23 protein-coding genes are annotated in these 24,961 nt (G+C 72.7%); 19 read left to right on the top strand and 4 right to left on the bottom strand.

Features of this window, described 5'->3' with window-relative positions; all coding sequences use genetic code 11:
* Positions 1 to 272: 272 nt before the first annotated feature.
* From pheS to ACIF6L_RS27695, 4 genes are all read left to right on the top strand, one after another.
* On the top strand, positions 273 to 1,394 hold the full coding sequence (gene pheS / locus ACIF6L_RS27680) for a phenylalanine--tRNA ligase subunit alpha (RefSeq protein WP_329486873.1): 1,122 nt from the start codon (positions 273 to 275) through the stop codon (positions 1,392 to 1,394).
* Positions 1,394 to 3,895: a phenylalanine--tRNA ligase subunit beta gene (gene pheT / locus ACIF6L_RS27685; protein ID WP_396489561.1), complete on the top strand. Its 2,502-nt coding sequence runs from the start codon at positions 1,394 to 1,396 to the stop codon at positions 3,893 to 3,895. Before pheS ends, pheT begins: the two co-directional genes overlap by 1 nt.
* Positions 3,896 to 4,121: 226 nt before the next feature.
* A complete protein-coding gene (locus tag ACIF6L_RS27690) occupies positions 4,122 to 4,961 on the top strand; it encodes a chitosanase (protein ID WP_380387938.1) in 840 nt (279 codons plus the stop codon).
* Positions 4,962 to 5,054: 93 nt separating this feature from the next.
* The gene (locus ACIF6L_RS27695) at positions 5,055 to 5,786 is read left to right on the top strand and encodes a hypothetical protein (RefSeq protein WP_329486871.1); all 732 of its coding nucleotides are present in this window, start codon (positions 5,055 to 5,057) and stop codon (positions 5,784 to 5,786) included.
* Positions 5,787 to 6,190: 404 nt separating this feature from the next.
* Here the strand turns inward: ACIF6L_RS27695 and ACIF6L_RS27700 are convergent, their stop codons facing one another.
* Positions 6,191 to 7,060, bottom strand: a complete 870-nt coding sequence (locus tag ACIF6L_RS27700) for a 3-hydroxybutyryl-CoA dehydrogenase (protein WP_329486870.1) — start codon at positions 7,058 to 7,060, stop codon at positions 6,191 to 6,193.
* 246 nt (positions 7,061 to 7,306) lie between these two features.
* Positions 7,307 to 8,245 (bottom strand): polysaccharide deacetylase family protein, encoded by a 939-nt coding sequence (locus tag ACIF6L_RS27705; RefSeq protein WP_396489564.1) that lies wholly within the window; start codon positions 8,243 to 8,245, stop codon positions 7,307 to 7,309.
* 256 nt (positions 8,246 to 8,501) lie between these two features.
* On the opposite strand from ACIF6L_RS27705, the gene ACIF6L_RS27710 reads away from it, so the two are divergent.
* Both ACIF6L_RS27710 and ACIF6L_RS27715 read left to right on the top strand, forming a co-directional pair.
* Positions 8,502 to 9,380, top strand: coding sequence for an SAM-dependent methyltransferase (locus ACIF6L_RS27710; protein WP_396489565.1), 879 nt, complete (start codon positions 8,502 to 8,504; stop codon positions 9,378 to 9,380).
* 186 nt (positions 9,381 to 9,566) lie between these two features.
* Positions 9,567 to 10,073: an FBP domain-containing protein gene (locus ACIF6L_RS27715; protein WP_329486867.1), complete on the top strand. Its 507-nt coding sequence runs from the start codon at positions 9,567 to 9,569 to the stop codon at positions 10,071 to 10,073.
* 42 nt (positions 10,074 to 10,115) lie between these two features.
* Here ACIF6L_RS27715 and ACIF6L_RS27720 read toward each other — a convergent pair whose 3' ends face one another.
* Complete coding sequence (locus ACIF6L_RS27720) at positions 10,116 to 10,490, bottom strand: RNA-binding S4 domain-containing protein (RefSeq protein WP_396489567.1); 375 nt, start codon at positions 10,488 to 10,490, stop codon at positions 10,116 to 10,118.
* 76 nt (positions 10,491 to 10,566) lie between these two features.
* The gene (locus ACIF6L_RS27725) at positions 10,567 to 10,968 is read right to left on the bottom strand and encodes a VOC family protein (RefSeq protein WP_329486865.1); all 402 of its coding nucleotides are present in this window, start codon (positions 10,966 to 10,968) and stop codon (positions 10,567 to 10,569) included.
* Between the two features lie 98 nt (positions 10,969 to 11,066).
* On the opposite strand from ACIF6L_RS27725, the gene ACIF6L_RS27730 reads away from it, so the two are divergent.
* The 13 genes from ACIF6L_RS27730 (at position 11,067) to ACIF6L_RS27790 (ending at position 24,858) form a co-directional block, all read left to right on the top strand.
* Positions 11,067 to 12,338: a methyltransferase gene (locus tag ACIF6L_RS27730; RefSeq protein ID WP_396489570.1), complete on the top strand. Its 1,272-nt coding sequence runs from the start codon at positions 11,067 to 11,069 to the stop codon at positions 12,336 to 12,338.
* Between the two features lie 221 nt (positions 12,339 to 12,559).
* A complete protein-coding gene (argC, locus tag ACIF6L_RS27735) occupies positions 12,560 to 13,588 on the top strand; it encodes an N-acetyl-gamma-glutamyl-phosphate reductase (RefSeq protein WP_329486863.1) in 1,029 nt (342 codons plus the stop codon).
* Positions 13,585 to 14,754 (top strand): bifunctional glutamate N-acetyltransferase/amino-acid acetyltransferase ArgJ, encoded by a 1,170-nt coding sequence (argJ, locus tag ACIF6L_RS27740; RefSeq protein WP_329486862.1) that lies wholly within the window; start codon positions 13,585 to 13,587, stop codon positions 14,752 to 14,754. The genes argC and argJ overlap by 4 nt, the downstream gene beginning before the upstream one ends.
* A gap of 112 nt (positions 14,755 to 14,866) precedes the next feature.
* A complete protein-coding gene (argB, locus tag ACIF6L_RS27745; protein WP_329492049.1) occupies positions 14,867 to 15,742 on the top strand; it encodes an acetylglutamate kinase in 876 nt (291 codons plus the stop codon).
* Positions 15,739 to 16,983: an acetylornithine transaminase gene (locus ACIF6L_RS27750; RefSeq protein WP_396489572.1), complete on the top strand. Its 1,245-nt coding sequence runs from the start codon at positions 15,739 to 15,741 to the stop codon at positions 16,981 to 16,983. The genes argB and ACIF6L_RS27750 overlap by 4 nt, the downstream gene beginning before the upstream one ends.
* Before the next feature lie 17 nt (positions 16,984 to 17,000).
* Positions 17,001 to 17,549, top strand: coding sequence for an arginine repressor (locus tag ACIF6L_RS27755; protein ID WP_329486860.1), 549 nt, complete (start codon positions 17,001 to 17,003; stop codon positions 17,547 to 17,549).
* Between the two features lie 171 nt (positions 17,550 to 17,720).
* A complete protein-coding gene (locus ACIF6L_RS27760; protein ID WP_396489574.1) occupies positions 17,721 to 18,914 on the top strand; it encodes an argininosuccinate synthase in 1,194 nt (397 codons plus the stop codon).
* 97 nt (positions 18,915 to 19,011) lie between these two features.
* Complete coding sequence (gene argH / locus ACIF6L_RS27765; protein WP_396489576.1) at positions 19,012 to 20,451, top strand: argininosuccinate lyase; 1,440 nt, start codon at positions 19,012 to 19,014, stop codon at positions 20,449 to 20,451.
* 115 nt (positions 20,452 to 20,566) lie between these two features.
* Entirely contained in the window at positions 20,567 to 20,824 is a 258-nt protein-coding gene (locus ACIF6L_RS27770) for a hypothetical protein (RefSeq protein WP_329486857.1), read from the top strand.
* A gap of 311 nt (positions 20,825 to 21,135) precedes the next feature.
* Positions 21,136 to 21,639 (top strand): GNAT family N-acetyltransferase, encoded by a 504-nt coding sequence (locus tag ACIF6L_RS27775; RefSeq protein WP_329486856.1) that lies wholly within the window; start codon positions 21,136 to 21,138, stop codon positions 21,637 to 21,639.
* A gap of 558 nt (positions 21,640 to 22,197) precedes the next feature.
* A complete protein-coding gene (locus ACIF6L_RS27780) occupies positions 22,198 to 23,238 on the top strand; it encodes an ATP-binding cassette domain-containing protein (RefSeq protein ID WP_329486855.1) in 1,041 nt (346 codons plus the stop codon).
* On the top strand, positions 23,235 to 23,972 hold the full coding sequence (locus tag ACIF6L_RS27785) for a methionine ABC transporter permease (RefSeq protein WP_329486854.1): 738 nt from the start codon (positions 23,235 to 23,237) through the stop codon (positions 23,970 to 23,972). The genes ACIF6L_RS27780 and ACIF6L_RS27785 overlap by 4 nt, the downstream gene beginning before the upstream one ends.
* Positions 23,973 to 24,030: 58 nt before the next feature.
* Positions 24,031 to 24,858: a MetQ/NlpA family ABC transporter substrate-binding protein gene (locus ACIF6L_RS27790; RefSeq protein WP_329486853.1), complete on the top strand. Its 828-nt coding sequence runs from the start codon at positions 24,031 to 24,033 to the stop codon at positions 24,856 to 24,858.
* Positions 24,859 to 24,961 lie beyond the last annotated feature (103 nt).

Here is a 24,961-nt window from a genome sequence, read left to right on the forward strand (position 1 = left end):
GACCGCGCGCCCGGCGGCGGCGCCCGGTTCCGATTTATCCTGCCCGCCGGCGTGCCCGACTTCATGCTCTGACGGAGCCTGGAGGCAGCCGCACCATGCGCTGCGACTACACTCGACCTTTGGCGTTGTGGGACGCCCTGCGCGGCCGTGCCGCGGACACCCCTTCCGAGCACCTGCGGCGGGGGCTGCCCGTGCCCCGGCCACGCCGGGCGTCACGCGAAGGCACGAGCCCTTACCTGAGCACGGACGAGCAGGAGCACGGGAAGATAGAGATGTCGGCACCCAACAAGTCGTACGACCCGGTCGAGGTCGAGGCCCTCAAGCCCGAGGTGGTGGAGCAGGCGCGGGACGAGGCCGTCCGGGCCTTCGCCGCCGCCACCAGCCTCGACGAGCTGAAGCAGGCCAAGGTCGCCCACACCGGCGACCGCTCCGCGCTCTCCCTCGCCAACCGCGAGATCGGCGCTCTGCCCCCGCACGCCAAGGCCGCCGCCGGCAAGCTGATCGGCCAGGCCCGCGGCGCCGTCAACCAGGCCCTCGCCCGGCGCCAGGCCGAGCTGGAGGCGGAGCGCGACGCCCGCGTCCTGGTCGAGGAGGCGGTGGACGTCACGCTGCCCTACGACCGGACCCCGCGCGGCGCCCGCCACCCGCTGACCACGCTGGCCGAGCGCATCGAGGACACCTTCGTCGCGATGGGCTACCAGGTCGCCGAGGGCCCCGAGGTCGAGGCCGAGTGGCTGAACTTCGACGCCCTCAACCTGGGACCGGACCACCCGGCCCGCTCGATGCAGGACACCTTCTTCGTCCAGGCCCCGGACGGCTCCGCCGACTCCGGCGTGGTGCTGCGGACCCAGACCTCCCCGGTCCAGGCCCGCACCATGCTCGACCGCGAGCCCCCCATCTACGTGGTCTGCCCCGGCCGGGTCTACCGGACCGACGAGCTGGACGCCACCCACACCCCGGTCTTCCGCCAGGTCGAGGGTCTGGCCGTGGACGAGGGCATCACCTTCGCCGACCTCAAGGGCACCATCGAGCTGCTGGTGTCCAAGCTGATCGGGGACGGCCTGGAGCTGCGCTGGCGGCCCTCGTACTTCCCGTTCACCGAGCCGAGCGCCGAGATCGACCTGCAGTGCTTCGTCTGCCGCGGCGAGAGCGTCGGCAACCCGGACCGGCCCTGCCGCACCTGCTCCTCCGAGGGCTGGATCGAGCTCGGCGGCTGCGGCGTGGTCAACCCGCGGGTGCTGGTCGCCTGCGGCATCGACCCGAGCCGCTACAGCGGGTTCGCCTTCGGCCTGGGCCTGGAGCGGATCCTGATGAACCGTCACAACGTCGCCGACATGCGCGACATGGTCGAGGGTGACGTGCGCTTCACCCTCCCGTTCGGGATGGAGATCTGATGCGCGTCCCGCTTTCCTGGCTGCGCGAGTACGTCGACCTGCCGGCCGGCGAGACCGGCCGCGACGTGGCGGAGCGACTGGTCCGGGCCGGGCTGGAGGTCGAGACGGTCGAGCAGATCGGCGGCGACCTCAAGGGCCCGCTGGTGGTCGGCCAGGTCCTCTCCATCGAGGAGCTCTCCGGCTTCAAGAAGCCGATCCGGCACTGCTTCGTCAACGTCGGCGACGCCAACGGCACCGGCGAGCCGCAGGAGATCGTCTGCGGCGCGACCAACTTCGCCGTCGGCGACAAGGTCGTCGTCGTCCTGCCGGGCGCCGTGCTGCCCGGCCCGTTCCCGATCGCGGCCCGCCAGACCTACGGCCACACCTCGGCCGGCATGATCTGCTCGGCCCGCGAGCTGGGCATGGGCGACGACCACGACGGCATCATCGTCCTCCCGCCGGAGTACGAGCCCGGCACCGACGCCGTCGAGCTGCTCCAGCTCGTCGACGAGGTGCTGGACATCGCCGTCACCCCGGACCGCGGCTACTGCCTCTCGATGCGCGGGGTGGCCCGCGAGGCCGCCGCCGCGTACGGGCTGCCGCTGGCCGACCCGGCGCTGCTCGACGTGCCGCCGGCGAACTCCTACGGCTACCTGGTCAAGGTCGCCGACCCGGCCGGCTGCGACCGCTTCGTGGCCCGCACGGTGATCGGCCTCGACCCGACCGCCAAGTCGCCGATCTGGCTCCAGCGCCGCCTGCAGAAGGCCGGCATCCGGCCGATCTCGCTGGCCGTGGACATCACCAACTACGTGATGCTGGAGGTCGGCCAGCCGCTGCACGCCTACGACAAGCAGCGCGTGGACGGCCCCATCGTGGTCCGCCGGGCGGAGCAGGGCGAGACCCTGACCACCCTCGACGGCGTCGCGCGCAAGCTCTCCGCCGAGGACCTGCTGATCTGCGACAACAGCGGCCCGATCGGCCTGGCCGGTGTCATGGGCGGTGCCTCCACCGAGATCCTCGACCCGGCCGCCGGTCCGGGCACCACCGAGGTGATCATCGAGGCGGCGCACTTCGACCCGGTCGTGATCGCCCGCGGTGCCAAGCGGCACAAGCTGCCCTCCGAGGCGTCGAAGCGCTTCGAGCGCGGCGTCGACCCGGAGGCCGCCCGCGCCGCCGCGCAGCGCGCCGTCGACCTGCTGGTCCTGATCGCCGGCGGCACCGCCGAGGCCGGGGTCACCGACATCGCGGCCCCGCACCCGGTGCGCACCATCACCATCGCCGCGGACCTGCCCGACCGCGTCGCCGGCACCGCCTACGGCCGGGAGACCGTCACCCGGCGGCTGCAGGAGATCGGCTGCTCCGTCGCGGGCGCCGACGTCCTGGAGGTCACCCCGCCGACCTGGCGCCCCGACCTCACCGACCCGTACGACCTCGCGGAGGAGGTCATCCGCCTGGAGGGGTACGACAACGTCCCCGCCCGGATGCCCACCGTGCCGCCGGGCAAGGGCCTGACCGAGGCCCAGCGCACCCACCGCCGGGCCGGTGTCGCGCTGGCCGGCGCCGGCTACGTCGAGGTCAACAACTACCCGTTCGTCGGCGAGGCCGCCTTCGACGGGCTCGGCCTGGAGAAGGACGACCGGCGCCGCCGCACGGTGAAGCTGGTCAACCCGCTCAACGACGAGGAGCCGGCGCTGCGCACCACGCTGCTGCCGGGCCTGCTCGGGGCGCTGCGCCGCAACGTCGGCCGCGGCAACACCGATCTGGCGATCTTCGAGACGGGTACCGTCTTCCTGCCCAAGGACGAGCAGTCCGTCGCGCCGCGCCCGGCCGTCGACCGCCGTCCGAGTGACGAGGAGCTCGCCGCCCTCGACGCCGCCCTGCCGGACCAGCCGCGCCGGATCGCCGCCGCCCTCGCGGGCGAGCGGGTGCCGTCCGGCTGGTGGGGCAAGGGCGCTCCGGCCTCCTGGGCCGACGCGATCGAGGCCGCCCGTGCGGTGGCCCGTGCGGCCGGCGTCGAACTGGCCGTCCGCCAGGGCCGGCTGGCCCCGTGGCACCCGGGCCGCTGCGCCGAGCTGGTGGTCGCGGGGACCGACCGGGTGGTCGGTCACGCCGGTGAGCTGCACCCGCGCGTCGTCAAGGCGCTCGGTCTGCCCGAGCGCACCAGCGCGATGGAGGTCGACCTCGATCTGCTGACCGCCGACGGCGCCGTCCGGGTCTCCGGCCCGGCCGTCTCCGCGTTCCCGGTCGCGACCCAGGACGTGGCGCTGATCGTCGACGGCGCCGTCCCGGCCGCCGAGGTTGAGGCCGCGCTGCGGGCCGGCGCCGGCGAACTGCTGGAGGCCATCCGGCTGTTCGACGTCTTCACCGGCGAGCAGGTCGGCGAGGGCAAGAAGTCGCTGGCCTACGCGCTGCGCTTCCGCGCGGCCGACCGCACGCTGACCGCCGACGAGGCCAGCGCGGCCCGCGAGGCGGCCGTGGCCGAGGCCCTCGCCCGGACCGGCGCGGTGCTCCGCGGCGCCTGACGCGCATCCCGGGGGGAGGGCCCCGTCGCCGGTTTCCGGCGGCGGGGCCCTTCGTCGTCCCGGCGGTGGCGGTCCGGCCGGTGCGGCTGACCTGGCTCTTTGAGGAGTTTCCGTCAAAACCCTTGCGGAGCGGGGATCGTGGGCGCTATTCCTTGGTTAGGAAAGTTTCCTAACTCCCGGTCGACGGCATCCCCCCGCCGTCCCCCCACGGAACACGGAGCGTCAGATGCACCGTCCCCAGCACCGCACCGTCCGGATAGCCCTCGCCGCCCTGCTGATGGCCGCGCCCGCCACGGTCGCGGCCGCCGGCGCAGCCCACGCGGCGCCGACCGCGGCCGTCGTCCAGGCCAAGGCCGTCGGCCTGGACGACCCGCACAAGAAGGACATCGCGATGCAGCTGGTGTCCAGCGCCGAGAACTCCTCGCTGGACTGGAAGTCGCAGTACAAGTACATCGAGGACATCGGTGACGGCCGCGGCTACACCGCCGGCATCATCGGCTTCTGCTCGGGCACCGGCGACATGCTCGACCTGGTCGAGCACTACACCGACCTCAAGCCGGGCAACGTCCTCGCCAAGTACCTGCCGGCGCTGCGCAAGGTGAACGGCACCGAGTCGCACGCGGGCCTGGGCAGCGCCTTCGAGAAGGACTGGGCCACCGCGGCCAAGGACGGCGTCTTCCAGCAGGCGCAGAACGACGAGCGCGACCGCGTCTACTTCAACCCCGCCGTCAGCCAGGCCAAGTCCGACGGCCTGCGCGCGCTCGGCCAGTTCGCCTACTACGACGCCATCGTCATGCACGGCCCGGGCACCAGCTCGACCAGCTTCGGCGGGATCCGCAAGACCGCCATGAAGAAGGCCAAGACCCCGGCCCAGGGCGGCGACGAGGCCACCTACCTCAAGGCCTTCCTGGACGCCCGCCGGGCCGCCATGAAGACCGAGGAGGCGCACTCCGACACCAGCCGCGTCGACACCGAGCAGCTGGTCTTCCTCAACGCCAAGAACTTCGACCTCAACCCCCCGCTCAAGTGGAAGGTCTACGGCGACAGCTACAGCATCAACAGCTGACCCGCGCCGACCGCGGAGGCCGTTCGCCCGGCCTCCGCGGTCGCCCCGTTTATCGGGTGACACCCCGCCACGATCGCTGATACGTTCGACGACGTGGCAAAGCTGAACCAGATCATCGCCGTCGAAAAGGGCGTCAAGTCCAAGTCCTTCCAGGAGCTGACGCAGTCCCACCAGGACTTGCAGAAGCCCGCGCTGCTGGCCGGCATCTCCCGGACGTACCAGCCCAAGGACGAGGAGGGCGAGCAGCTCCCCCCGGAGTCCACCCGCGTCCAGGTGAAGGCCGAGGACGTCCTGCGGACCACGTCCGCGACGCTGTCCCGGCTGTTCGACGTCACCGCGACGAAGGACTGGGCCAACACCGAGGCCCGCGCCGACGTCGTGGTCGACGGCCGGACGCTGGTGGCCCAGGTGCCGGTCACCTACCTGCTCTTCCTGGAGAAGCAGCTCACCGACCTGCGCACCTTCGTGCGGAAGCTGCCGGTGCTGGACGCCGCCGAGGCCTGGAACCACGACGCCTCGACGGACTCCTGGAAGACCGAGGCGGTGCGCACGATCCGCACCAAGAAGGTGCCGCGCAACCACGTGAAGGCCGAGGCCACGGAGAAGCACCCGGCGCAGGTCGAGGTGTACTACGAGGACATCGCGGTCGGTTACTGGACGACGGTCAAGTTCTCCGGGGCCCTTCCGGCCCGGCGGGTGAACGAGCTCCTGGAGCGGGTCGAGAAGCTCCAGCAGGCCGTCCAGTTCGCCCGCGAGGAGGCCAACGGCTCGGAGGTCACCGACCGCCGGGTCGGTGAGGCGGTGTTCGGCTACCTGTTCGGGTAGCCCCCAGATCGCCCCCGTATGAGAGCGGGGGTGGCGCGAAGAGCGCAAGCTGATACTGAGGTTGAAGCTGATATCAGGGGAGAATGTGGAGGTTCGAGTCCTCCCTCCGGCATTTCGCGCCGGAGTGGCCCAACAAGGCAGAGGCGCCCCTGTAAGACTCAGACTCTCGCTCCAGGCTCAGCATTCGCCGCCGAGCGCCGGATCGACCGGGTGTGTGCTGTAAGCGTCGGATGCGGGTTCGACTCCCGTCTGCGCCTCTATCGTGGCGCGGTAGCTTCAATGGCAAAGCGCGATGCTGTGAGAATGACCCACACCCTTAAACGTGCCGGTGCAAGCAATTGGGTGGCACCTCAGGGGCCCGGGTAGCTGGATACCGCTCCCGGGCCCCGTCACCGTTCCCGGGTTCAGACGCTCGCGGTGTAGTCGTAGAAACCGCGGCCGGACTTGCGGCCCAGCAGGCCCGCGTCGACCATCCGGGAGAGCAGCGGGGGAGCGGCGAACAGCGGCTCCTTGTACTCGTCGTACATCGACTCGGCGATCGACACGATGGTGTCCAGACCGATCAGGTCGCACAGCCGCAGCGGGCCCATCGGGTGGGCGCAGCCGGCCTCCATGCCCTTGTCGATGTCGGAGGCGGTCGCCACGCCCGACTCGAACATCCGCACCGCCGACAGCAGGTACGGCACCAGGAGCGCGTTCACCACGAAGCCGGCCCGGTCGCGGGCGCGGATCGGCTCCTTGCCCAGCACCTCGGAGGCGAAGGTCTCGACCCGCTCGGTGGTGGTCGCCGAGGTGGTCAGCGTCGGGATCACCTCGACCAGCTTCTGCACCGGCGCCGGGTTGAAGAAGTGCAGGCCGATCACCTGCTCCGGGCGCGAGGTGGCGGCGGCCAGCTTCACGATCGGGATCGACGAGGTGTTGGAGGCCAGGATGGCGTCCCGGCGCTCGACCACCTGGTCCAGCGTCTGGAAGATCTGGACCTTGATGTCCTCGCGCTCGGCGACCGCCTCGACCACCAGGTCGCGGTCGGCGAAGTCGGCCAGGTCGGTGGTGAAGGACAGCCGGGCCATCGCCCCGTCGCGGTCCTCGGGGCTCAGCTTGCCCCGCTTGACCGCCGTCTCCAGGGAGTTGGTCAGCCGGGTGCGACCGAACTCCAGGGCCTCCCCGCTCGCCTCCGACACCAGGACGTCCAGCCCCGCCCGGGCGAACACCTCCGCGATGCCCGACCCCATCAGACCGCAGCCGATCACTCCGACGCGCGCGATGTCACTCACTCAGTTGCCCTTCGGTGGTGCCGGGGGTCTCCCAGCGACAGGTGTCCCAGCAAGCTGCTGTTCAGCGGGCGGGCGCACCGATAGGTGTGCACCGGTGCACCGCCCCGACGACGTTACTACTCCGTACCCGTCGGTAGGTCATCCCCTCCCAGGCTGAACCGGGTCCGCGGGCGCTGCTCCGAAGGGGTGGGCCCGGGTCGCGGGACCCGTGCGTCCGGGTGCCGGCGCACCCGCCGCCCGGAGGGCTCAGGCGCAGAGCCGGCTGGCGGTGACCGGCGCGAGCCCCGCCCTGGTGAGTCCGTCCAGGATGCCCGGCAGCGCGTCCACCGTGCACTGGTGGCCCATGTGCAGGGCGACCACCGAGCCGCCCTTCACCGAGGCGAGCACCCGGCGCTGGAGTTCCGCGGCGCTCGGATCGCTGTAGTCGCGCGGGTCGACGTCGAAGGAGAGCACGTGCTCGTACCCGACCGCCCGGGCCTGCTCGCGCACCATCGGCGTGGCGTACTGGGCGGCGGAGGGCCGGAACCAGCGGCCGATCGAGCCGGTGAGCCGTTGCAGCCGCTCCGCGCACTGGGCGATCTCGGCGCGCGCCTGGTCGGGGCCCATCGCGGAGATGTTCTGGTGGTTCTGGGTGTGGTTGCCCAGCTCGTGGCCGCCGTCCAGGATCCGGCGGGCCATCTGCGGCTGCTGGTCCAGCCAGCTGCCGACGGCCATCACGGTGAGCGCGGCGCCGCGCTGTTCGGCGATCTCCAGCAGGGTGGTGGCGATCCTCGGGTCGCCGCTGCCGTGGAAGGTCAGGGCGACGTTGCGGCCGGTCCGCGGTCCGTACGCGACCTCGACGGGGGTGCCCGGGGCGAGTGGCGTGAGGGTGGGCGGGACCGGCGGCGCCACGGTGGTGGCGGCCGCGGTGGGGGAGGCCGCCCCCTGCGGTCCGGCCGGGGCGGTGGGGTCCGGGGCGGGGGAGGCGGCGCCCTCGCCGGCCGCCCAGGCCGGGTCGACCGCCGCCGGGTCGCCGCCGGCCGGGTCCACGGTGCCGGGGTGGACGGCGAGCGCCCCCGGGTCGGCCCGGCGGGGGGAGGTCCCGGCGCAGGCCGCGAGCAGGCCGCCGACGGCGGTCAGGGCGGCGAACCTGGCGGTGGCGCGCAGGACGGTGCGGCGGTCGGCGGTCATCCGGTCGGCAGTCATCGGCAGCCAGCATAGAGACGGTGAAACCCCGGGGCGATTCGAGCGCGCCGACCCGGCCCGCCGGGAGGACGTGCCCGCACCACGGCCGGGGAGCTGCGGAATCCTGAACTCCCGCTGTCTCCACGGCGTGTCGTCGGATACGATCACCGCGCGCCGCGTGGTGGGCCCGGCAGGCCGGGCCGCCCGCGCAGCGCGGCGCTCCGGCGCCGTGACGGGCAGGCATTCCGGCAGTGGGCTTGAGGGGGCGGAAAGCAGGATGCACGAGGACACCGCGACGACCGACGTCGGTACGGACTGGGACTGGGTGAAGGCCGAGGACTGGCAGCCGCCGACCGAGCTGGACACCGGCGTTCCGCACACCGCCCGGATGTACGACTACTACCTCGGCGGCAAGGACAACTTCGAGGCGGACCGCAAGGCCGCCGAGGCCGCGATAGCGGCCTACCCCGCGCTGCCGCTGCTGGCCCGCACCAACCGCGAATTCCTCGGCCGTGCCGTCGAGTTCGTGGCCGGCCAGGGCATCCGCCAGTTCGTCGACATCGGTACCGGCATCCCCGCCGTCGGCTCCACCAGCGAGGTGGCCCGCCGGGCCGCCCCGGACGCCCGCGTGGTGTACGTCGACAACGACCCGATCGTGGCCACCCACGCCCGCGCCCTGCTGGCGAGCCACAAGGCCGGCCATACCTCCGTCATCGAGGCCGACCTCCGCGAGCCGGCGACCATCCTCGACCACCCCGGCCTGCGCGCCTCCGTCGACCTGGACCGGCCGGTGGCCCTGATGCTGGTCGCGGTGCTGCACTTCATCCGCGACGAGGACGGCGCCCAGGAGATCGTCCGCACCCTGCGCGACGCGCTCGCGCCCGGCAGCGCGCTGATCCTCTCGCACGGCAGCCCCGACTTCGCCTCCCGGGAGAGCGCGGCCGAGGGTACCCGGATCTACCGGAGCGCCAGCGCGCCGCTGGTGCTGCGTCCGCGCGCCGCCGTCGAGCCCTTCTTCGGCGACTTCGGGTTCGCCGGGCCCGGTCTGGTGCAGCTCCCGCTCTGGCGCGCCGGGGCCGGCCACGTCCCGACCGACGAGCTGCCCGCCGGCTGGCAGGACGTCTCCGCCTACGCGGGTGTCGCCTTCAAGGCCTGAACCACCCGTCGGGGCCCGCGCCGTGCGGCCCCGACCACCGTGCGGGCGGCCGGCCCCGGGGCCCGGGCCGGGCGCCGGCCCCGGCCCGTTCCGGGCCGCGGGCGGGCGCATCGGGTGGCGCACAGCGGGGCGCTTCGGTGGAAAATGCCGCGACCGCCCGGCGCGCTCGGTGTTACGTTGCGAATCATGAACCCCCTGAGCGAGAACGAGATCCGCGGCTCCTTCGTCAACTGTTCCAAGGGCGAGGCCCGTCGGCTCAACCTGCCCCGGGGTCTGGCCGAACTCCCGTGGGAGCACCTGGACTTCCTCGGCTGGCGGGATCAGGGCGCGCCCGACCGCGGCTACCTGGTCGCCGAGCACGGCGGCGAGCTGGTCGGCGTCACACTGCGGGTGCCGTCCGTGCGCCGCAGCCTGACCAAGACCAACGTCTGCTCGCTCTGCCTCTCCGCCCACGCGGGCTCGGGCGTGGCGCTGCTGGCCGCCCGCCGGGCCGGCGTCTCCGGCCGCGAGGGCAACACCGTCGGCACCTACATCTGCGCCGACCTGGCCTGTTCGCTCTACCTGCGCGGGCTGAAGAAGTCCGCCCTGGTCAGCCGACCCGAGGAGTCGCTGTCGCAGGAGGAGCTGGTGGCCCGCACGGTGGCGAACCTGGACGCCTTCCTGGCGAAGGTCCTCACCGACACCCCGGCCTGAGACCGCCGGGCCCGGGGCGGTCCGCCGGCCGTGCCGCGTCCGCTAGCCGTGCCGCAGCTGGTCGAGCTCGCGGCGGTCCCGCTTGGTGGGCCGGCCGGCGCCCCGGTCGCGCTCGCCGGCCGCCGCCAGCAGTTCGCGCGGCGGCCTCGGCGGGCTGTTGTCCACCAGGCACTCGGCCGCGACGACCGCCCCGACCCGCTTGCGGACCAGCCGCTTCACCACGACGATCCGCTCGAAGCCCTCCTGGCGCACGCGCACCTCGTCGCCGGCCTTCAGCTCCTGCGCGGGCTTGACCCGCTCGCCGTTCACCCGGACGTGTCCGGCCCGGCAGGCGGCCGCCGCGAGCGCGCGCGTCTTGGTGAGCCGCACCGACCAGATCCAGCTGTCCACCCGGACGCTTCCCTCGTCTTCGACCATCCTCCGAGCCTACCCACGGCCGGCCCGCCGCCGCGCCGGGGTCTGCGCGGGCTCCGGGCCGGCGAGGGCGCCGGGGTCAGCCGGGCGGCGACTCCTGGACCGCCCAGCCGTTGCCGTCCGGGTCGTTGAAGAAGACGAACGAGTTCCACGCCCCGCCGCGGCCGTCCACCCGGGCGCCGTCCTCGAAGTGCTGGACCGGGCTCACCTCCACGCCCCGCGCCACCAGCTCGCCGTGCGCCTTGACGATGTCCGGCACCACCAGCTGCAGGCCCTTCACCGAGCCCGGCGGCGCGTCCGTGACCCCGGTGCCCACCACGATCGAACAGCCGGAGCCCGGCGGCGTCAGCTGCACCACCCGGACCCCGTCCCGGATCCGGGTGTCGTGGTCGACGGTGAAACCGGCCTGTTCCTCGTAGAAGATCTTGGCCCGGGCCACGTCCGACACCGGGACCACCACCACTTCGAGCTTCCAGTCCATGGCCCAATCCCCTTCCGGTCAGGACCTTCCGGTCGGGCTCCTCCAGTATCGGCCGACCGGACGGTCGGCGCCCGGTGGTCGGCTAGCCTGAGATCACGATGAACCGCCTCAGCACGCCCACCGCCGCGACCCCCTTCACCACCCCGTGGGGCACCTTCGACCTCACCCGCTTCCCGGAGGACCCGCGCGAGCGGCTGCGCGCCTGGGACGCCGCCGACGAGTACCTGCTGCGCCATCTCGCCGGGGAGGCGGACAGCGCCCAGGGCGCGGTCACCGAGCTCACCGGCCGCACCGTCGTCGTCCTCGGCGACCGCTGGGGCGCGCTGACCACGGCGCTGACCACCGCGCTGTCCTCGGCCCCGACCACCGGGACGGCCTCGGCGCCGGCCCCCGTGACGGCCCCCGCCCCGAGTACCGCGCCGGTCCAGATCAGCGACTCCCACCTCGGCCGGCAGGCCACCCTGGCCAACCTCGCCCGGGCCGGCGCCGCCCCCGACGCGGCCCGGCTGCTCACCACCCGCGACACCCCGCCCGGGCGGGTCGACGTCCTGCTGGTCCGCGTCCCCAAGAGCCTCGCGCTGCTGGAGGACCAGCTGCACCGCCTCGCGCCCGCCGTGCACCCCGGCACGGTGGTGATCGGCACCGGTATGGTCACCGAGATCCACACCTCCACCCTCCAGCTCTTCGAGCGGATCCTCGGCCCGACCCGCACCTCGCTCGCGGCCCGCAAGGCCCGGCTGATCTTCTGCACCCCCGACCCGGCGCTCGACCCCGGCCCCAACCCCTGGCCGCACCGCTACGCGCTGCCCGGCGACATCGGCCCGGCCTCCGGGCGCACGGTGGTCAACCACGCCGGTACCTTCTGCGCCGAGCGGCTCGACATCGGCACCCGCTTCCTGCTCGGTCACCTGCCGGTGGCGGCCCCCGGGGCCCGGGTCGTCGACCTCGGCTGCGGCAACGGCGTGGTCGGCACCGCGGCGGCGCTCGCCAGTCCCGGCGCCGAGCTGGTCTTCGTCGACGAGTCCCACCAGGCCGTCGCCTCGGCCGAGGCGACCTTCCGGGAGAACCTCGGCCCGCGGGCGCCCGCCGAGTTCCTCACCGCCGACGCCCTCGGCACGGACGCCGTCCCGGCCGGCTCGGTCGACCTGGTGCTGAACAACCCGCCGTTCCACTCCCACCAGGCCACCACCGACGCCACCGCCTGGCGGATGTTCACCGGTGCCCGCCGGGCGCTGCGCCCGGGTGGCGAACTCTGGGTGGTCGGCAACCGTCATCTCGGCTACCACGTCAAGCTGCGCCGCCTCTTCGGGAACTGCGAAGTCGTCGCGGGCAACCCGAAGTTCGTGGTGCTGCGGGCCGTCCGCCGGTGACCCGGCCGGGGGCCGGGCCGACGGCGCCGGGAGCGCGCCGCCCGACGATCAACTAAGGGTAACCTAAGCTCATGGCGCCGACGGGTGGCGAGCCGTCCGCGATGGACGGCGCACCCCGCCGCCCGGGTGTGGAGCGGTCCGCCTGCCGGTCCGCCGCGCACTCCCTTGCATGAATGTTCCGTGATGCGTATATTCATGCTCCGACCAAGGAGGGAACTGCCATGGCATTGCGAGTCGCCGTCGCCGGTGCGAGCGGATACGCGGGCGGTGAGGTGCTGCGCCTGCTGCTCGGCCACCCCGAGGTGGAGATCGGGGCGCTGACCGGCGGCTCGAACGCGGGTACCAGGCTCGGCACCCTGCAGCCGCACCTGATCCCGCTCGCCGACCGGATCCTGGAGCCCACCACCCCCGAGGTGCTGGCCGACCACGACGTGGTGTTCCTGGCACTGCCGCACGGCCAGTCCGCCGCCGTCGCCGAGGCCCTCGGCCAGAACGTCCTGGTCGTCGACTGCGGCGCCGACTTCCGGCTGAAGGCCGCCGCCGACTGGGAGCAGTTCTACGGCTCCGCGCACGCCGGCACCTGGCCCTACGGCCTCCCCGAGCTGCCCGGCCACCGCGCCGCGCTCAAGGGCGGCAACCGCATCGCCGTCCCCGGCTGCTACCCGACCGCCGTCTCGCTGGCGCTCTTCCCGGCGTACGCGGCCGGCCTCGCCGAGCCCGAGGCCGTGATCGTCGCCGCCTCCGGCACCTCGGGCGCCGGCAAGGCCGCCAAGACCCACCTGCTCGGCAGCGAGGTGATGGGCAACGTCAGCGCCTACGGCGTCGGCGGGCAGCACCGGCACACCCCGGAGATGTCGCAGAACCTCACCCCGGTCGCGGGCGAGCCGGTCACCGTCTCCTTCACGCCCACCCTGGTGCCGATGCCGCGCGGCATCCTCGCCACCTGCTCCGCCAAGGCGAAGCCCGGGGTGACCGGCGAGGCCCTGCGCGCCGCCTACACCGAGGCGTTCGCCGACGAGCCCTTCGTCCACCTGCTGGCCGAGGGCCAGTGGCCGCAGACCAGCAGCGTCTACGGCTCCAACGCCGCCCTGGTCCAGGTCGCCCTGGACGAGAGCGCCGGGCGGATCATCGCGATCAGCGCGATCGACAACCTGGTCAAGGGCACCGCCGGCGGCGCGGTGCAGAGCATGAACATCGCCCTCGGCCTGCCCGAGGAGCTCGGCCTTCCCCTGATCGGAGTCGCACCGTGACCAAGAACGTCAACGTCGGCGTGACCGCCGCCAAGGGCTTCCGGGCCGCCGGCGTCACCGCCGGGATCAAGGACTCCGGCACCCCCGACCTCGCCCTCGTCGTCAACGACGGCCCGTCGCTGGCCGCCGCCGGAGTGTTCACCAGCAACCGGGTCAAGGCCGCGCCCGTGCTCTGGTCGGAGCAGGTCCTCAAGGGCGGTCAGGTCTCCGCCGTCGTCCTCAACTCCGGTGGCGCCAACGCCTGCACCGGCCCGCTCGGCTTCCAGGACACCCACGCCACCGCCGAGAGGGCCGCCGAGGAGCTGGGGCTCAACGCCGGCGAGATCGCCGTCGCCTCCACCGGCCTGATCGGCCTGCGCCTGCCGATGGACATCCTGCTGCCCGGTGTCGCCCTCGCCGCCGGGCAGCTCGACGCCGCCGGTGGCGAGGCCGCCGCGATCGCCATCAAGACGACCGACACCGTCCACAAGACCGCCCAGGTGACGAAGGACGGCTGGACGGTCGGCGGCATGGCCAAGGGCGCCGGCATGCTCGCCCCCGGCCTCGCCACCATGCTGGTCGTCCTGACCACCGACGCCGCGCTCGACGCCGCCGCCCTGGACGTCTCGCTGCGCGCCGCCACCCGCACCACCTTCGACCGGATCGACTCCGACGGCTGCATGTCGACCAACGACACGGTGCTGCTGCTCGCCTCCGGCGCCTCCGGCATCACCCCGGAGCAGGCCGGGTTCGACGAGGCCGTCCGCACCGTCTGCGCCGACCTCGCGCGGCAGCTGATCGGTGACGCCGAGGGCGCGAGCAAGGACATCCGGATCGACGTCACCGACGCCGCCACCGAGGCGGAGGCCGTCGGCGTCGCCCGGGTCATCAGCCGCAACAACCTGCTCAAGTGCGCCCTCCACGGCGAGGACCCGAACTGGGGCCGGGTGCTGGCCGCGATCGGCACCACCGACGCCGCCTTCGACCCGGACCGCCTCGACGTCGCCATCAACGGCGTCTGGGTCTGCCGGGACGGCAGCGTCGGGGAGGACCGCGACCTCGTCGACATGACCGGCCGGGAGATCGTCATCACCGCCCGCCTGAACGCCGGCGAGGCCGCCGCGACGGTGTGGACCAACGACCTCACCGCCGACTACGTGCACGAGAACAGCGCCTACTCCACCTGACAGCCGCTGACAGCCGCCACAGCCGCACCTGCCGACCGAGCCGGGGACCACACACGTGCAGATCGCACCCAAGGGCGAACAGGCCCGCAACAACACCGCGTTGCCCAAGGCCATGACGCTGATCGAGGCGCTGCCCTGGCTGGAGCGCTTCCACGGCAAGACCGTCGTCGTGAAGTTCGGCGGCAACGCCATGGTGGACGAGAGCCTCAAGGCGGCGTTCGCCCAGGACGTCGTCTTCCTGCGCTACGCCGGTCTGCACCCCGTCGTGGTCCACGGCGGCGGCCCGCAGATCAGCGCCCAGCTCGACAAGCTCGGCCTGGAGTCCTCGTTCACCAACGGCCTGCGGGTCACCACCCCCGAGACCATGGACGTGGTCCGGATGGTGCTGGCCGGCCAGGTCCAGCGCGAACTGGTCGGGCTGCTCAACGGCCACGGCCCGTTCGCGGTCGGCATGACCGGCGAGGACGCCCACACCATGACCGCCGTCAAGCGGTACGCGGTGGTCGACGGCGAGCAGGTCGACATCGGCCTGGTCGGCGACATCGTCAACATCGAGGCCGGCGCGGTGAAGGCGCTGATCGCCGACGGCCGGATCCCGGTGATCTCCTCGATCGCCCGGGGCACCGACGGGCACGTCTACAACATCAACGCCGACACCGCCGCCTCCGCCCTCGCGGTGGCGCTCGGCGCCGAGATGCTCGTCGTCCTCACCGACGTCGAGGGCCTGTACGCCGACTGGCCGCACTCCGACGACGTGATCAGCCAGCTCAGCGCGACCGAGCTGGAGGAGCTGCTGCCCGAGCTGGCCAGCGGCATGCTCCCCAAGATGGAGGGCTGCCTGCGGGCCGTCCGCTCCGGCGTGGGCACCGCCCGCGTCCTGGACGGCCGGGTGCAGCACAGCCTGTTGCTGGAGATCTTCACCGACGAGGGCATCGGCACGATGGTCGTGCCGGACGACGAAGCGACCGTGACCGGGGGACTGGCATGACGACCGACGCACAGCACAGCGGCAGCGCGCAGCCGACCGGCAACGAGCGGCTCACCGACCGCTGGCAGCACGCCTTCACCGACAACTACGGCACCCCGCGGATCCCGCTGGTCCGCGGCGAGGGCGCCAAGCTGTGGGACGCCGACGGCAAGGAGTACACCGACCTGCTCGGCGGCATCGCCGTCAACGCCCTCGGCACCGGCCACCCGGCGGTCGTCGAGGCCGTCACCCGGCAGATCTCGACCCTCGGCCACGTCTCCAACCTCTTCATGGCCGAGCCGACCATCGCGCTGGCCGAGCGGCTGCTGACGCTCTCGGGCCGGGACGGCCGGGTGTTCTTCTGCAACTCCGGCGCCGAGGCCAACGAGGCCGCGTTCAAGATCAGCCGGCGGACCGGCCGCACCCATGTGGTCGCCCTCCAGGGCGGCTTCCACGGCCGGACCATGGGCGCCCTCGCGCTCACCGGCCAGCCCGCCAAGCAGGAGCCGTTCCTGCCGCTGCCCGGCGAGGTCACCCACGTCCCCTTCGGCGACGTCGAGGCGCTGCGCGCGGCCGTGACCGCGGAGACCGCGGCCGTCTTCCTGGAGCCGATCCAGGGCGAGAACGGCGCGATCCCGCTGCCCGACGGCTACCTGCGGGCCGCCCGCGAGATCACCCGGGCCACCGGCACCCTGCTCGTCCTGGACGAGATCCAGACCGGCATCGGCCGCACCGGGTACTGGTTCGCCCACCAGGCCGTCGAGGGCGTCGAGCCGGACGTGGTCACCCTCGCCAAGGCACTCGGCGGCGGGCTGCCGATCGGCGCCGTGCTCGCGTTCGGGGAGGCCGCCGAGCTGCTCACCCCAGGCCAGCACGGCACCACCTTCGGCGGCAATCCGGTGGTCGCGGCGGCGGCTCTCGCGGTGCTCGACACCATCGAGTCCCAGGGCCTGCTGGAGCACGTCCGCAAGATCGGCGAGCGGCTGCGGCACGGGGTCGAGGCGATCGGTGACCCGCTGGTCTCGCACGTGCGCGGGGCCGGCCTGCTGCTCGGCATCGTGCTGACCGCGCCGGTGGCCGCGAAGGTCCAGGCCGCCGCCCAGGAGGCCGGCTTCCTGGTCAACGCCGCCGTCCCGGACGCCGTCCGGCTCGCGCCGCCGCTGGTGCTCACCGAGCAGGACGCGGACGCCTTCCTGGCCGCGCTGCCGGAGATCCTCCGGACGGTGCGGGAGAACGCCCCGGCCGATGCGAGCCGAGCGTAGTCCGGGAGAATAATCACATGACCGTTCCCCACGCCGACCAGCCCGCCGCCGGTCCGACGCCGCAGGTCCCGCAGACCCGCACCGCGCGCCACCGGCGAATCGTGGACCTGCTCACCCGCCAGCCCGTGCGCTCGCAGAGCCAGCTCGCCAAGCTGCTCGCCGACGACGGACTGGTGGTCACCCAGGCCACCCTCTCCCGGGACCTGGACGAGCTGGGAGCGGTGAAGATCCGCAACCGGGACGGCGCGCTCATCTACGCCGTCCCGGCCGAGGGCGGCGACCGCACGCCGCGCGCACCGATGGGGGAGTCGGCCAGCGAGGGCCGGATGGCCCGGCTGGCCGGCGAGCTCATGGTCTCCGCCACCGCCTCCGGCAACCTCGTCGTCCTGCGGACCCCGCCGGGCGCGGCCCAGTTCCTGGCCTCCTCGATCGACCAGGCCGAGGTCTTCGAGATCATCGGCACCATCGCCGGGGACGACACCGTCCTGCTGATCAGCCGCGATCCCTCCGGCGGCCAGGCCCTCGCCGACCACCTGATGCAGCTCGCCCAGGCCAAGGCCCAGTAGCCCCCGGCCGGGCCCGGCCGACCCGGGCCCGCTCCGTTCCGCCCGCCCGACGCACCGCCCCGTGACCCCGGTTGGCCCGTTCCTCGGCAGGGGTTTTGAAATCCATACGGTGTAGTGCATACTTATGCCTATCGCCGTAAGCCTGTTCGCACTGTTGTGAAGGAGAAAGCCGTGACCGAGCGCGTCGTACTCGCCTACTCGGGCGGTCTGGACACGTCCGTCTGCATCGGCTGGATCGCCGAGGAGACGGGCGCCGAGGTCATCGCCGTCGCCGTCGACGTCGGCCAGGGCGGCGAGGACCTGGAGGTCATCCGCCAGCGGGCGCTGGACTGCGGCGCCGTCGAGGCCGAGGTCGCGGACGCCCGCGACGAGTTCGCCCACGAGTACTGCCTCCCGGCCATCAAGGCCAACGCCCTGTACCAGGGCCAGTACCCGCTGGTGTCGGCGCTCTCCCGGCCGGCCATCGTCAAGCACCTGGTCGCCGCCGCGCAGAAGCACGGCGCCACCACCGTCGCCCACGGCTGCACCGGCAAGGGCAACGACCAGGTCCGCTTCGAGGTCGGCATCCAGTCGCTGGCCCCCCAGCTGAAGTGCATCGCCCCGGTCCGCGACTACGCGATGACCCGGGACAAGGCGATCGCCTTCGCGGAGGCCAAGGGCCTGCCGATCGCCACCACCAAGAAGTCCCCGTACTCGATCGACCAGAACGTCTTCGGTCGCGCCGTCGAGACCGGCTTCCTGGAGGACATCTGGAACGCCCCGATCGAGGACGTCTACGAGTACACCCAGAACCCGGCCACCCCGCGCGAGGCCGACCAGGTGGTCATCACCTTCGACGCCGGCGTCCCGGTCGCCATCGACGGCCGCAAGGTGACCGTCCTGCAGGCCATCGAGGAGCTCAACAAGCGGGCCGGGGCCCAGGGCATCGGCCGGCTCGACATGGTCGAGGACCGACTCGTCGGCATCAAGTCCCGGGAGATCTACGAGGCCCCCGGCGCGATCGCCCTGATCACCGCCCACCAGGCCCTGGAGAACGTCACCGTCGAGCGCGAACTCGCCCGCTACAAGCGGCAGGTGGAGCAGCGCTGGGCCGAGCTGGTCTACGACGGCCTCTGGTTCTCCCCGCTGAAGCGGGCGCTGGACGGCTTCGTCAACGAGGCCAACCAGCACGTCACCGGCGAGATCCGGATGGTGCTGCACGCCGGCCGGGCCGTCGTCGACGGCCGCAAGTCCGACCAGTCGCTGTACGACTTCAACCTCGCCACCTACGACACTGGCGACACCTTCGACCAGTCGATGTCCAAGGGCTTCATCGAGATCTTCGGGATGTCCTCGAAGATCGCCGCCCGCCGCGACCTCGGCTGAGCCGACCGCCCGGTCGTCCGACCACCTGCCGGGCCCTGGCCGCGCCCCCTCGCGGCCGGGGCCGCCCCCGACCCGCCACCTTGTAAGGAGCCCAGCGATGCCTGCCGACCAGACCGCCGCCAGTAACTCTCCTGAGCTGCGCCTCTGGGGCGCGCGCTTCGCCGACGGCCCGTCCGAGGCGCTCGCCAGGCTCTCCGCCTCGGTGCACTTCGACTGGCGCCTCGCGCCGTACGACATCGCCGGCTCGAAGGCCCACGCCCGCGTCCTGCACAAGGCCGGGCTGCTCAGCGCCGAGGAACTCGACGCCATGCTCGCCGGGCTGGACCAGCTGCTCGCCGACGTCGAGGCCGGCACCTTCACCGGCACCGTCGCCGACGAGGACGTCCACACCGCGCTGGAGCGCGGCCTGCTGGAGCGGCTCGGCGCCGACCTGGGCGGCAAGCTGCGGGCCGGCCGCTCGCGCAACGACCAGATCGCCACGCTGTTCCGGATGTACCTGCGCGACCACGCCCGGATCATCGGCGGGCTGATCCTGGACCTCCAGCACGCCCTGGTCGGCCTGGCCGAGGAGCACCCGCACACCGCCATGCCGGGGCGCACCCACCTCCAGCACGCGCAGCCGGTGCTCTTCGCCCACCACGTCCTCGCGCACGTGCACGCCCTCGGCCGGGACGCCGAGCGGCTGCGCCAGTGGGACGTGCGCACCGCCGTCTCCCCGTACGGCTCCGGTGCGCTGGCCGGTTCCTCGCTCGGCCTCGACCCGCAGGCGGTCGCCGCCGACCTCGGCTTCGAGCGGGGCTCGGTCGGCAACTCCATCGACGGGACGGCCTCGCGCGACTTCGTCGCCGAGTTCGCCTTCGTCACCGCGATGATCGGGATCAACCTCTCCCGGATCGCGGAGGAGGTGATCATCTGGAACACCAAGGAGTTCGGCTTCATCACCCTGCACGACGCCTTCTCCACCGGCTCCTCGATCATGCCGCAGAAGAAGAACCCGGACATCGCCGAGCTGGCCCGCGGCAAGTCCGGCCGGCTGATCGGCAACCTGACCGGCCTGCTGGCGACGCTGAAGGCGCTGCCGCTCGCCTACAACCGGGACCTCCAGGAGGACAAGGAGCCGGTCTTCGACTCCTGCGACACGCTGGAGGTGCTGCTGCCGGCCTTCACCGGCATGATGGCCACCCTCACCGTGCACCGGGACCGGCTGGAGGAGCTCGCCCCGGCGGGCTTCTCGCTCGCCACCGACATCGCCGAGTGGCTGGTCAAGCAGGGCGTGCCGTTCCGGGTCGCGCACGAGGTCGCCGGTGCCTGCGTCAAGGTCTGCGAGCAGCAGGGCATCGAGCTCTCCGACCTGACGGACGAGCAGTTCGCGCGGATCTCCGAGCACCTGACGCCCGACGTCCGCTCGGTGCTCAGCGTCCACGGCGCGATCGCCTCGCGCAACGGCCGCGGCGGCACGGCCCCCTCGGCGGTGGCCGTCCAGCTCGCCGAGGTGAAGGACGACCTGGCGCTCCAGGAGGAGTGGGTCCAGGGCTGACACCCCGAAGCGGTACTCCTCGAAGGGGGCGTGGCGGATCGAGCGCCGCGCCCCCTTCGGGTGCTCACGCCCGGTCGGCCGTAACCGGCCCGGCCCGGAGCAGGTCATGCACGGTATGTGCACCATCCTTCCCGTCGTCCCGTCCGCCGAGGACGAGGTCCTCGCCGCACTGCGGCGCCGCGCCGTCCGGGCGGCGGTGGCCGCCCTGCCGGGCCGCTGCCCGCAGCTCGTCGCCGCCCTCGCCGAGGACCCGCCGCCGACCTACCGCGAGCTCTCCGCGCGGCTCGGCATGCCGCGCGGCTCGATCGGCCCCACCCGGTCCCGCTGCCTCGCCTGCCTGCGGGCCGTTCTGCACGCCGAGCGCTATCCGTAGCCGGCCCGGGCCCGCGGCCGTCGCCCCGGGTGGTGCGACGTGACCCTCGCCACGTCGTACGGCCGGAAGGTTGAGAGCAGCTGACGCGCGGGTAGAGCGCTGGCGAACGCGGCTCTTGACGGCGGCGCGATCACTCGGATACTGAGCGTGAGCGCGTCGCCGTCGCCGTGGCCCCACCGGGCCGCCGGACGGGCGCGTTCGTGCGCCACCCCCGGCCAGGACCGATCCCCGGCCGGGACATCTCCGGCAGGGCATCCGGTGCGACACCCTCACTCTGCGCGCCGGGCACGACGATGGGGAGGCCCCAGCACATGGGCATGAGCGTGATCATCTCGGTGGCGGACACCGAGGACGCGGAGCAGATCCTCAAGCTGCAGTACCTCGGCTACCAGAGCGAGGCCGAGCTGTACGGCGACTGGAGCCTGGAACCGCTGACGCAGACCCTGGAGAGCCTGCGCGAGGAGCTCACCGAGCAGTACGTCCTGGTCGCCCGGCTCGGTGACGAGGTGGTCGGCACCGTCCGCGGCCGGATCGGCCCCGACGGCATCGGCCGGATAGGGCGCCTGGTCGTCCACCCCCGGATGCAGCGCCACGGTCTCGGCGGCCGCCTGCTGGAGGCCCTGGAGCGCCGCCTCGCCGCCGACGGCCGCCCGGTGACGGCGTACCGCCTGTTCACCGGCCACCGCAGCCTGGGCAACCTGCGCCTCTACACCCGTCAGGGCTACCGCCAGACCGCCGTCGAGCAGGTCGACGGCGGGCCGGGCCTGGTCCACCTGGAGAAGCCCGCGGTGGCGCCGCTCGCCGCGACCGCCTGAGCCCCGCGCCGTCGCCGTTACCCGGCGCCGCCATCATCCGGACGATCCGGGGGCGGCGCCGAGGTGCATCGCAGCAGCTCACAGGGGTTGCTGTCCGTATTGCGGACAGCGAATCCGAATAGTTGGGACGAAGTCGAACCTTCTGATTTACTGGCTCACATGACTGCGACGACGAAATGGACCCCCACCGGCACCCTGCCGGCAGGTGAGCGCGCCATGTGTCGTCGAATGTGTCACCGCTGAGGGCCACCGTCCCCTCCCCGGCCGTCGGCCGGGGCCCTCCCCCTCGCGCCCCGAAGCGAGACCCGGCCTGCTCCCGTCAGTGCGAGCACGCCCCAGCCTGTGGAGCACCACCCGCTCCCTCCGCCTGCCCGGCCACGGGCCGGCGGTCGTCCCTGATGACTCGTTAGGGCCACGCCGTCGCGCGGCCCGGCCGCCCAGCGGCGACGATCAAGGGGTGGCAGGTCCGGATCCCCCCGGTGCGACGCCGTCCGTCCCGCCGACCGCAACCCGGTCCGGCGGCTCCACGCCGTCCGCCCCCGACCCACGGAAGCAGCTGTGATCACCACCACGGACCTCACCAAGGTCTACCGCTCCCGCGGCCGCGAGGTGACCGCCCTCGCCGGCGTCGACCTGCACGTGCGCCCCGGCGAGGTATACGGAGTCGTCGGCACCAGCGGCGCCGGCAAGTCCACCCTCATCCGCTGCGTCAACATGCTGGAGCGCCCCAGCTCCGGCACCGTCACCGTGGACGGCGTCGAGCTCACCGCGCTCGCCGGCGGTGAGAACCGGGCCGGCAAGGAGCTGCGCGAGGCACGCCGCCGGATCGGCATGGTCTTCCAGCACTTCAACCTGCTCGCCTCCCGCACCGTGCAGCAGAACGTCGAGCTCCCGCTGGAGATCGTCGGCCTGGACCGCACCGAGCGCCGCCGCAAGGCCGCCGAGCTGCTCGACCTGGTCGGCCTCGGCGACAAGGCCCGCAGCTACCCCGGCCAGCTCTCCGGCGGCCAGAAGCAGCGCGTCGGCATCGCCCGCGCCCTCGCCGGCGACCCCAAGGTGCTGCTCTCCGACGAGGCCACCTCGGCCCTCGACCCGGAGACCACCCGCTCGATCCTCAAGCTGCTGCGCGACCTCAACCAGCAGCTCGGCCTGACCGTCCTGCTGATCACCCACGAGATGGACGTCATCAAGTCCGTCTGCGACTCCGCCGCCCTGATGCGCGGCGGCCGGGTGGTCGAGTCCGGCGAGCTCACCGACCTGCTGGCCAAGCCCGGCTCGGAACTCGCCCGCGAGCTCTTCCCGCTCAGCGAGTTCGGCACCGGCCACCCCGGCCGCACCGTGCTGGAGATCACCTTCCAGGGCGACAGCTCCGCCCAGCCCTTCGTCTCCCAGCTCGCCCGCACCTACCAGATCGACATCAACATCCTCGGCGCCGCCGTCGAGACCATCGCCGGCCGCATGGTCGGCCGGATGCGGGTCGAACTCCCCGGCGGCCACCAGGACAACGTGGTGCCGATCGGGTTCCTGCGCGAGCAGGGTCTGCAGGTGGACGTGCTCGACACGACCGGCATCGACAAGGCGAGCGGAGCGGTGGCATGACCTGGGACCAGATGCAGGAACTGATGTGGCCCGCCACCTGGGAGACCCTCCAGATGGTCGGCGTCGCCACCGCCGGCACCGTCCTGCTCGGCCTGCCGCTCGGCGTCCTGCTGGTGCTCACCGACAAGGGCGGGCTGCTGCAGAACCGGCCGGTCAACAAGGTGCTCGGCGCGATCGTGAACATCGTCCGCTCGGTGCCGTTCATCATCCTGATGATCGCCCTGATCTCCTTCACCCGCTGGCTGGTCGGCACCTCCATCGGCTGGGAGGCCGCGACCGTGCCGCTCACCATCGGCGCGATCCCCTTCTTCGCCCGGCTGGTCGAGACCTCCCTACGCGAGGTCGACCGCGGCCTGGTCGAGGCCCTGCAGGCCATGGGCGCTTCCACCTGGACCATCGTCCGCAAGGCGCTGCTCCCGGAGTCGCTGCCCGGCCTGACCGCCTCCGTCACCACCACGGTCATCACGCTGATCAGCTACTCCGCGATGGCCGGCGTGGTCGGCGGCGGGGGCCTCGGCACCCTCGCCATCAACTACGGCTACTTCCGCTTCGAGACCGCCTTCATGTGGATCATCGTCGCGGAGCTGGTGATCATCGTGACCCTGGTGCAGCTGCTCGGCGACTGGGCCGTGGGCCGGCTCGCCAACCGCGGGCGCACCGGCGGCCGGACCCGCCTGCTCCGCCCGCGCGGCACGACCCCGGCCGCCCCCGACGAGGACCTCGTCGCCCTCTAGACCTCCCGGTGTCCGATTCCGGACCCGGCTCCCCGTATCACGCAGAAAGGCACTTTTCGTGCGCAACGCCCTGAAGTTCACCAGCGTCCTCGCCACGGCCGGCATCGCCCTCTCGCTGGCCGCCTGCGGAAGCTCCGGCTCGTCCGGCTCCTCCGACCCGAACGCCCCGCTCACCGTGGTCGCCAGCCCCACCCCGCACGGGCAGATCCTGAAGTTCGTCAAGGACAACCTCGCGGACAAGGCCGGCCTCAAGCTCACCATCAAGGAGGTCACCGACTACGTGACCCCCAACACCGCGGTGCAGGACGGCTCGGCCGACGCGAACTACTTCCAGCACGTGCCGTACCTGGAGGACTTCAACAAGAAGCACGGCACCCAGATCGTCTCCGTCGAGCCGGTCCACCTGGAGCCGCTGGGCGTGTACTCGAAGAAGGTCAAGGCCATCGGCGACCTCAAGGACGGCGCCACCGTCGGCCTGCCCAACGACGCCACCAACGAGGGCCGCGCGCTCAAGCTGCTCGCCGACAACAACGTGATCACCCTCAAGGCCGGCGTCGGCACCGCCGCGACCCCGCAGGACATCACCGGCAACCCGAAGAACCTCAAGTGGAAGGAGCTGGAGGCCGCCCAGCTGCCCCGCTCCATCGACGACCTCGACGCCGCCGTGATCAACGGCAACTACGCCCTCGACGCCGGCCTCAAGCCCGCCGGCGACTCGCTGCTGCTGGAGAAGGCCGAGGGCAACCCCTACGCCAACATCCTCGCGGTCAAGCAGGGCAAGGAGAACGACCCCCGGGTCAAGAAGCTCGCCGAGCTGCTCCACTCCGCCGAGGTCAAGAAGTACATCGACGACACCTTCAAGGGTTCCGTCATCCCGGCGTTCTGACCGGCGGCCCCACCGGCACCGCCGAACCGCACGTCCACGACCGGGCCCCCGCCGCACCTCGGCGGGGGCCCGGTCGGGCAGTATGCACCAGTGACGCCCTGAC

This window comes from Kitasatospora sp. NPDC086009 (assembly GCF_044540385.1).
Classification (GTDB): domain Bacteria; phylum Actinomycetota; class Actinomycetes; order Streptomycetales; family Streptomycetaceae; genus Kitasatospora.

Coding starts and splice junctions, on each gene's coding strand:
- argB (WP_329492049.1), top strand. CDS start 14,867: ATGACGCTGATCGAGGCGCTGCCCTGGCTGGAGCGCTTCCACGGCAAG.
- argC (WP_329486863.1), top strand. CDS start 12,560: ATGGCATTGCGAGTCGCCGTCGCCGGTGCGAGCGGATACGCGGGCGGT.
- pheT (WP_396489561.1), top strand. CDS start 1,394: ATGCGCGTCCCGCTTTCCTGGCTGCGCGAGTACGTCGACCTGCCGGCC.
- ACIF6L_RS27690 (WP_380387938.1), top strand. CDS start 4,122: ATGCACCGTCCCCAGCACCGCACCGTCCGGATAGCCCTCGCCGCCCTG.
- ACIF6L_RS27725 (WP_329486865.1), bottom strand. CDS start 10,968: ATGGACTGGAAGCTCGAAGTGGTGGTGGTCCCGGTGTCGGACGTGGCC.
- ACIF6L_RS27785 (WP_329486854.1), top strand. CDS start 23,235: ATGACCTGGGACCAGATGCAGGAACTGATGTGGCCCGCCACCTGGGAG.
- ACIF6L_RS27750 (WP_396489572.1), top strand. CDS start 15,739: ATGACGACCGACGCACAGCACAGCGGCAGCGCGCAGCCGACCGGCAAC.
- ACIF6L_RS27705 (WP_396489564.1), bottom strand. CDS start 8,245: ATGACTGCCGACCGGATGACCGCCGACCGCCGCACCGTCCTGCGCGCC.
- argH (WP_396489576.1), top strand. CDS start 19,012: ATGCCTGCCGACCAGACCGCCGCCAGTAACTCTCCTGAGCTGCGCCTC.
- ACIF6L_RS27715 (WP_329486867.1), top strand. CDS start 9,567: ATGAACCCCCTGAGCGAGAACGAGATCCGCGGCTCCTTCGTCAACTGT.
- ACIF6L_RS27770 (WP_329486857.1), top strand. CDS start 20,567: ATGTGCACCATCCTTCCCGTCGTCCCGTCCGCCGAGGACGAGGTCCTC.
- ACIF6L_RS27755 (WP_329486860.1), top strand. CDS start 17,001: ATGACCGTTCCCCACGCCGACCAGCCCGCCGCCGGTCCGACGCCGCAG.
- ACIF6L_RS27720 (WP_396489567.1), bottom strand. CDS start 10,490: ATGGTCGAAGACGAGGGAAGCGTCCGGGTGGACAGCTGGATCTGGTCG.
- pheS (WP_329486873.1), top strand. CDS start 273: ATGTCGGCACCCAACAAGTCGTACGACCCGGTCGAGGTCGAGGCCCTC.
- ACIF6L_RS27730 (WP_396489570.1), top strand. CDS start 11,067: ATGAACCGCCTCAGCACGCCCACCGCCGCGACCCCCTTCACCACCCCG.
- ACIF6L_RS27775 (WP_329486856.1), top strand. CDS start 21,136: ATGGGCATGAGCGTGATCATCTCGGTGGCGGACACCGAGGACGCGGAG.
- ACIF6L_RS27710 (WP_396489565.1), top strand. CDS start 8,502: ATGCACGAGGACACCGCGACGACCGACGTCGGTACGGACTGGGACTGG.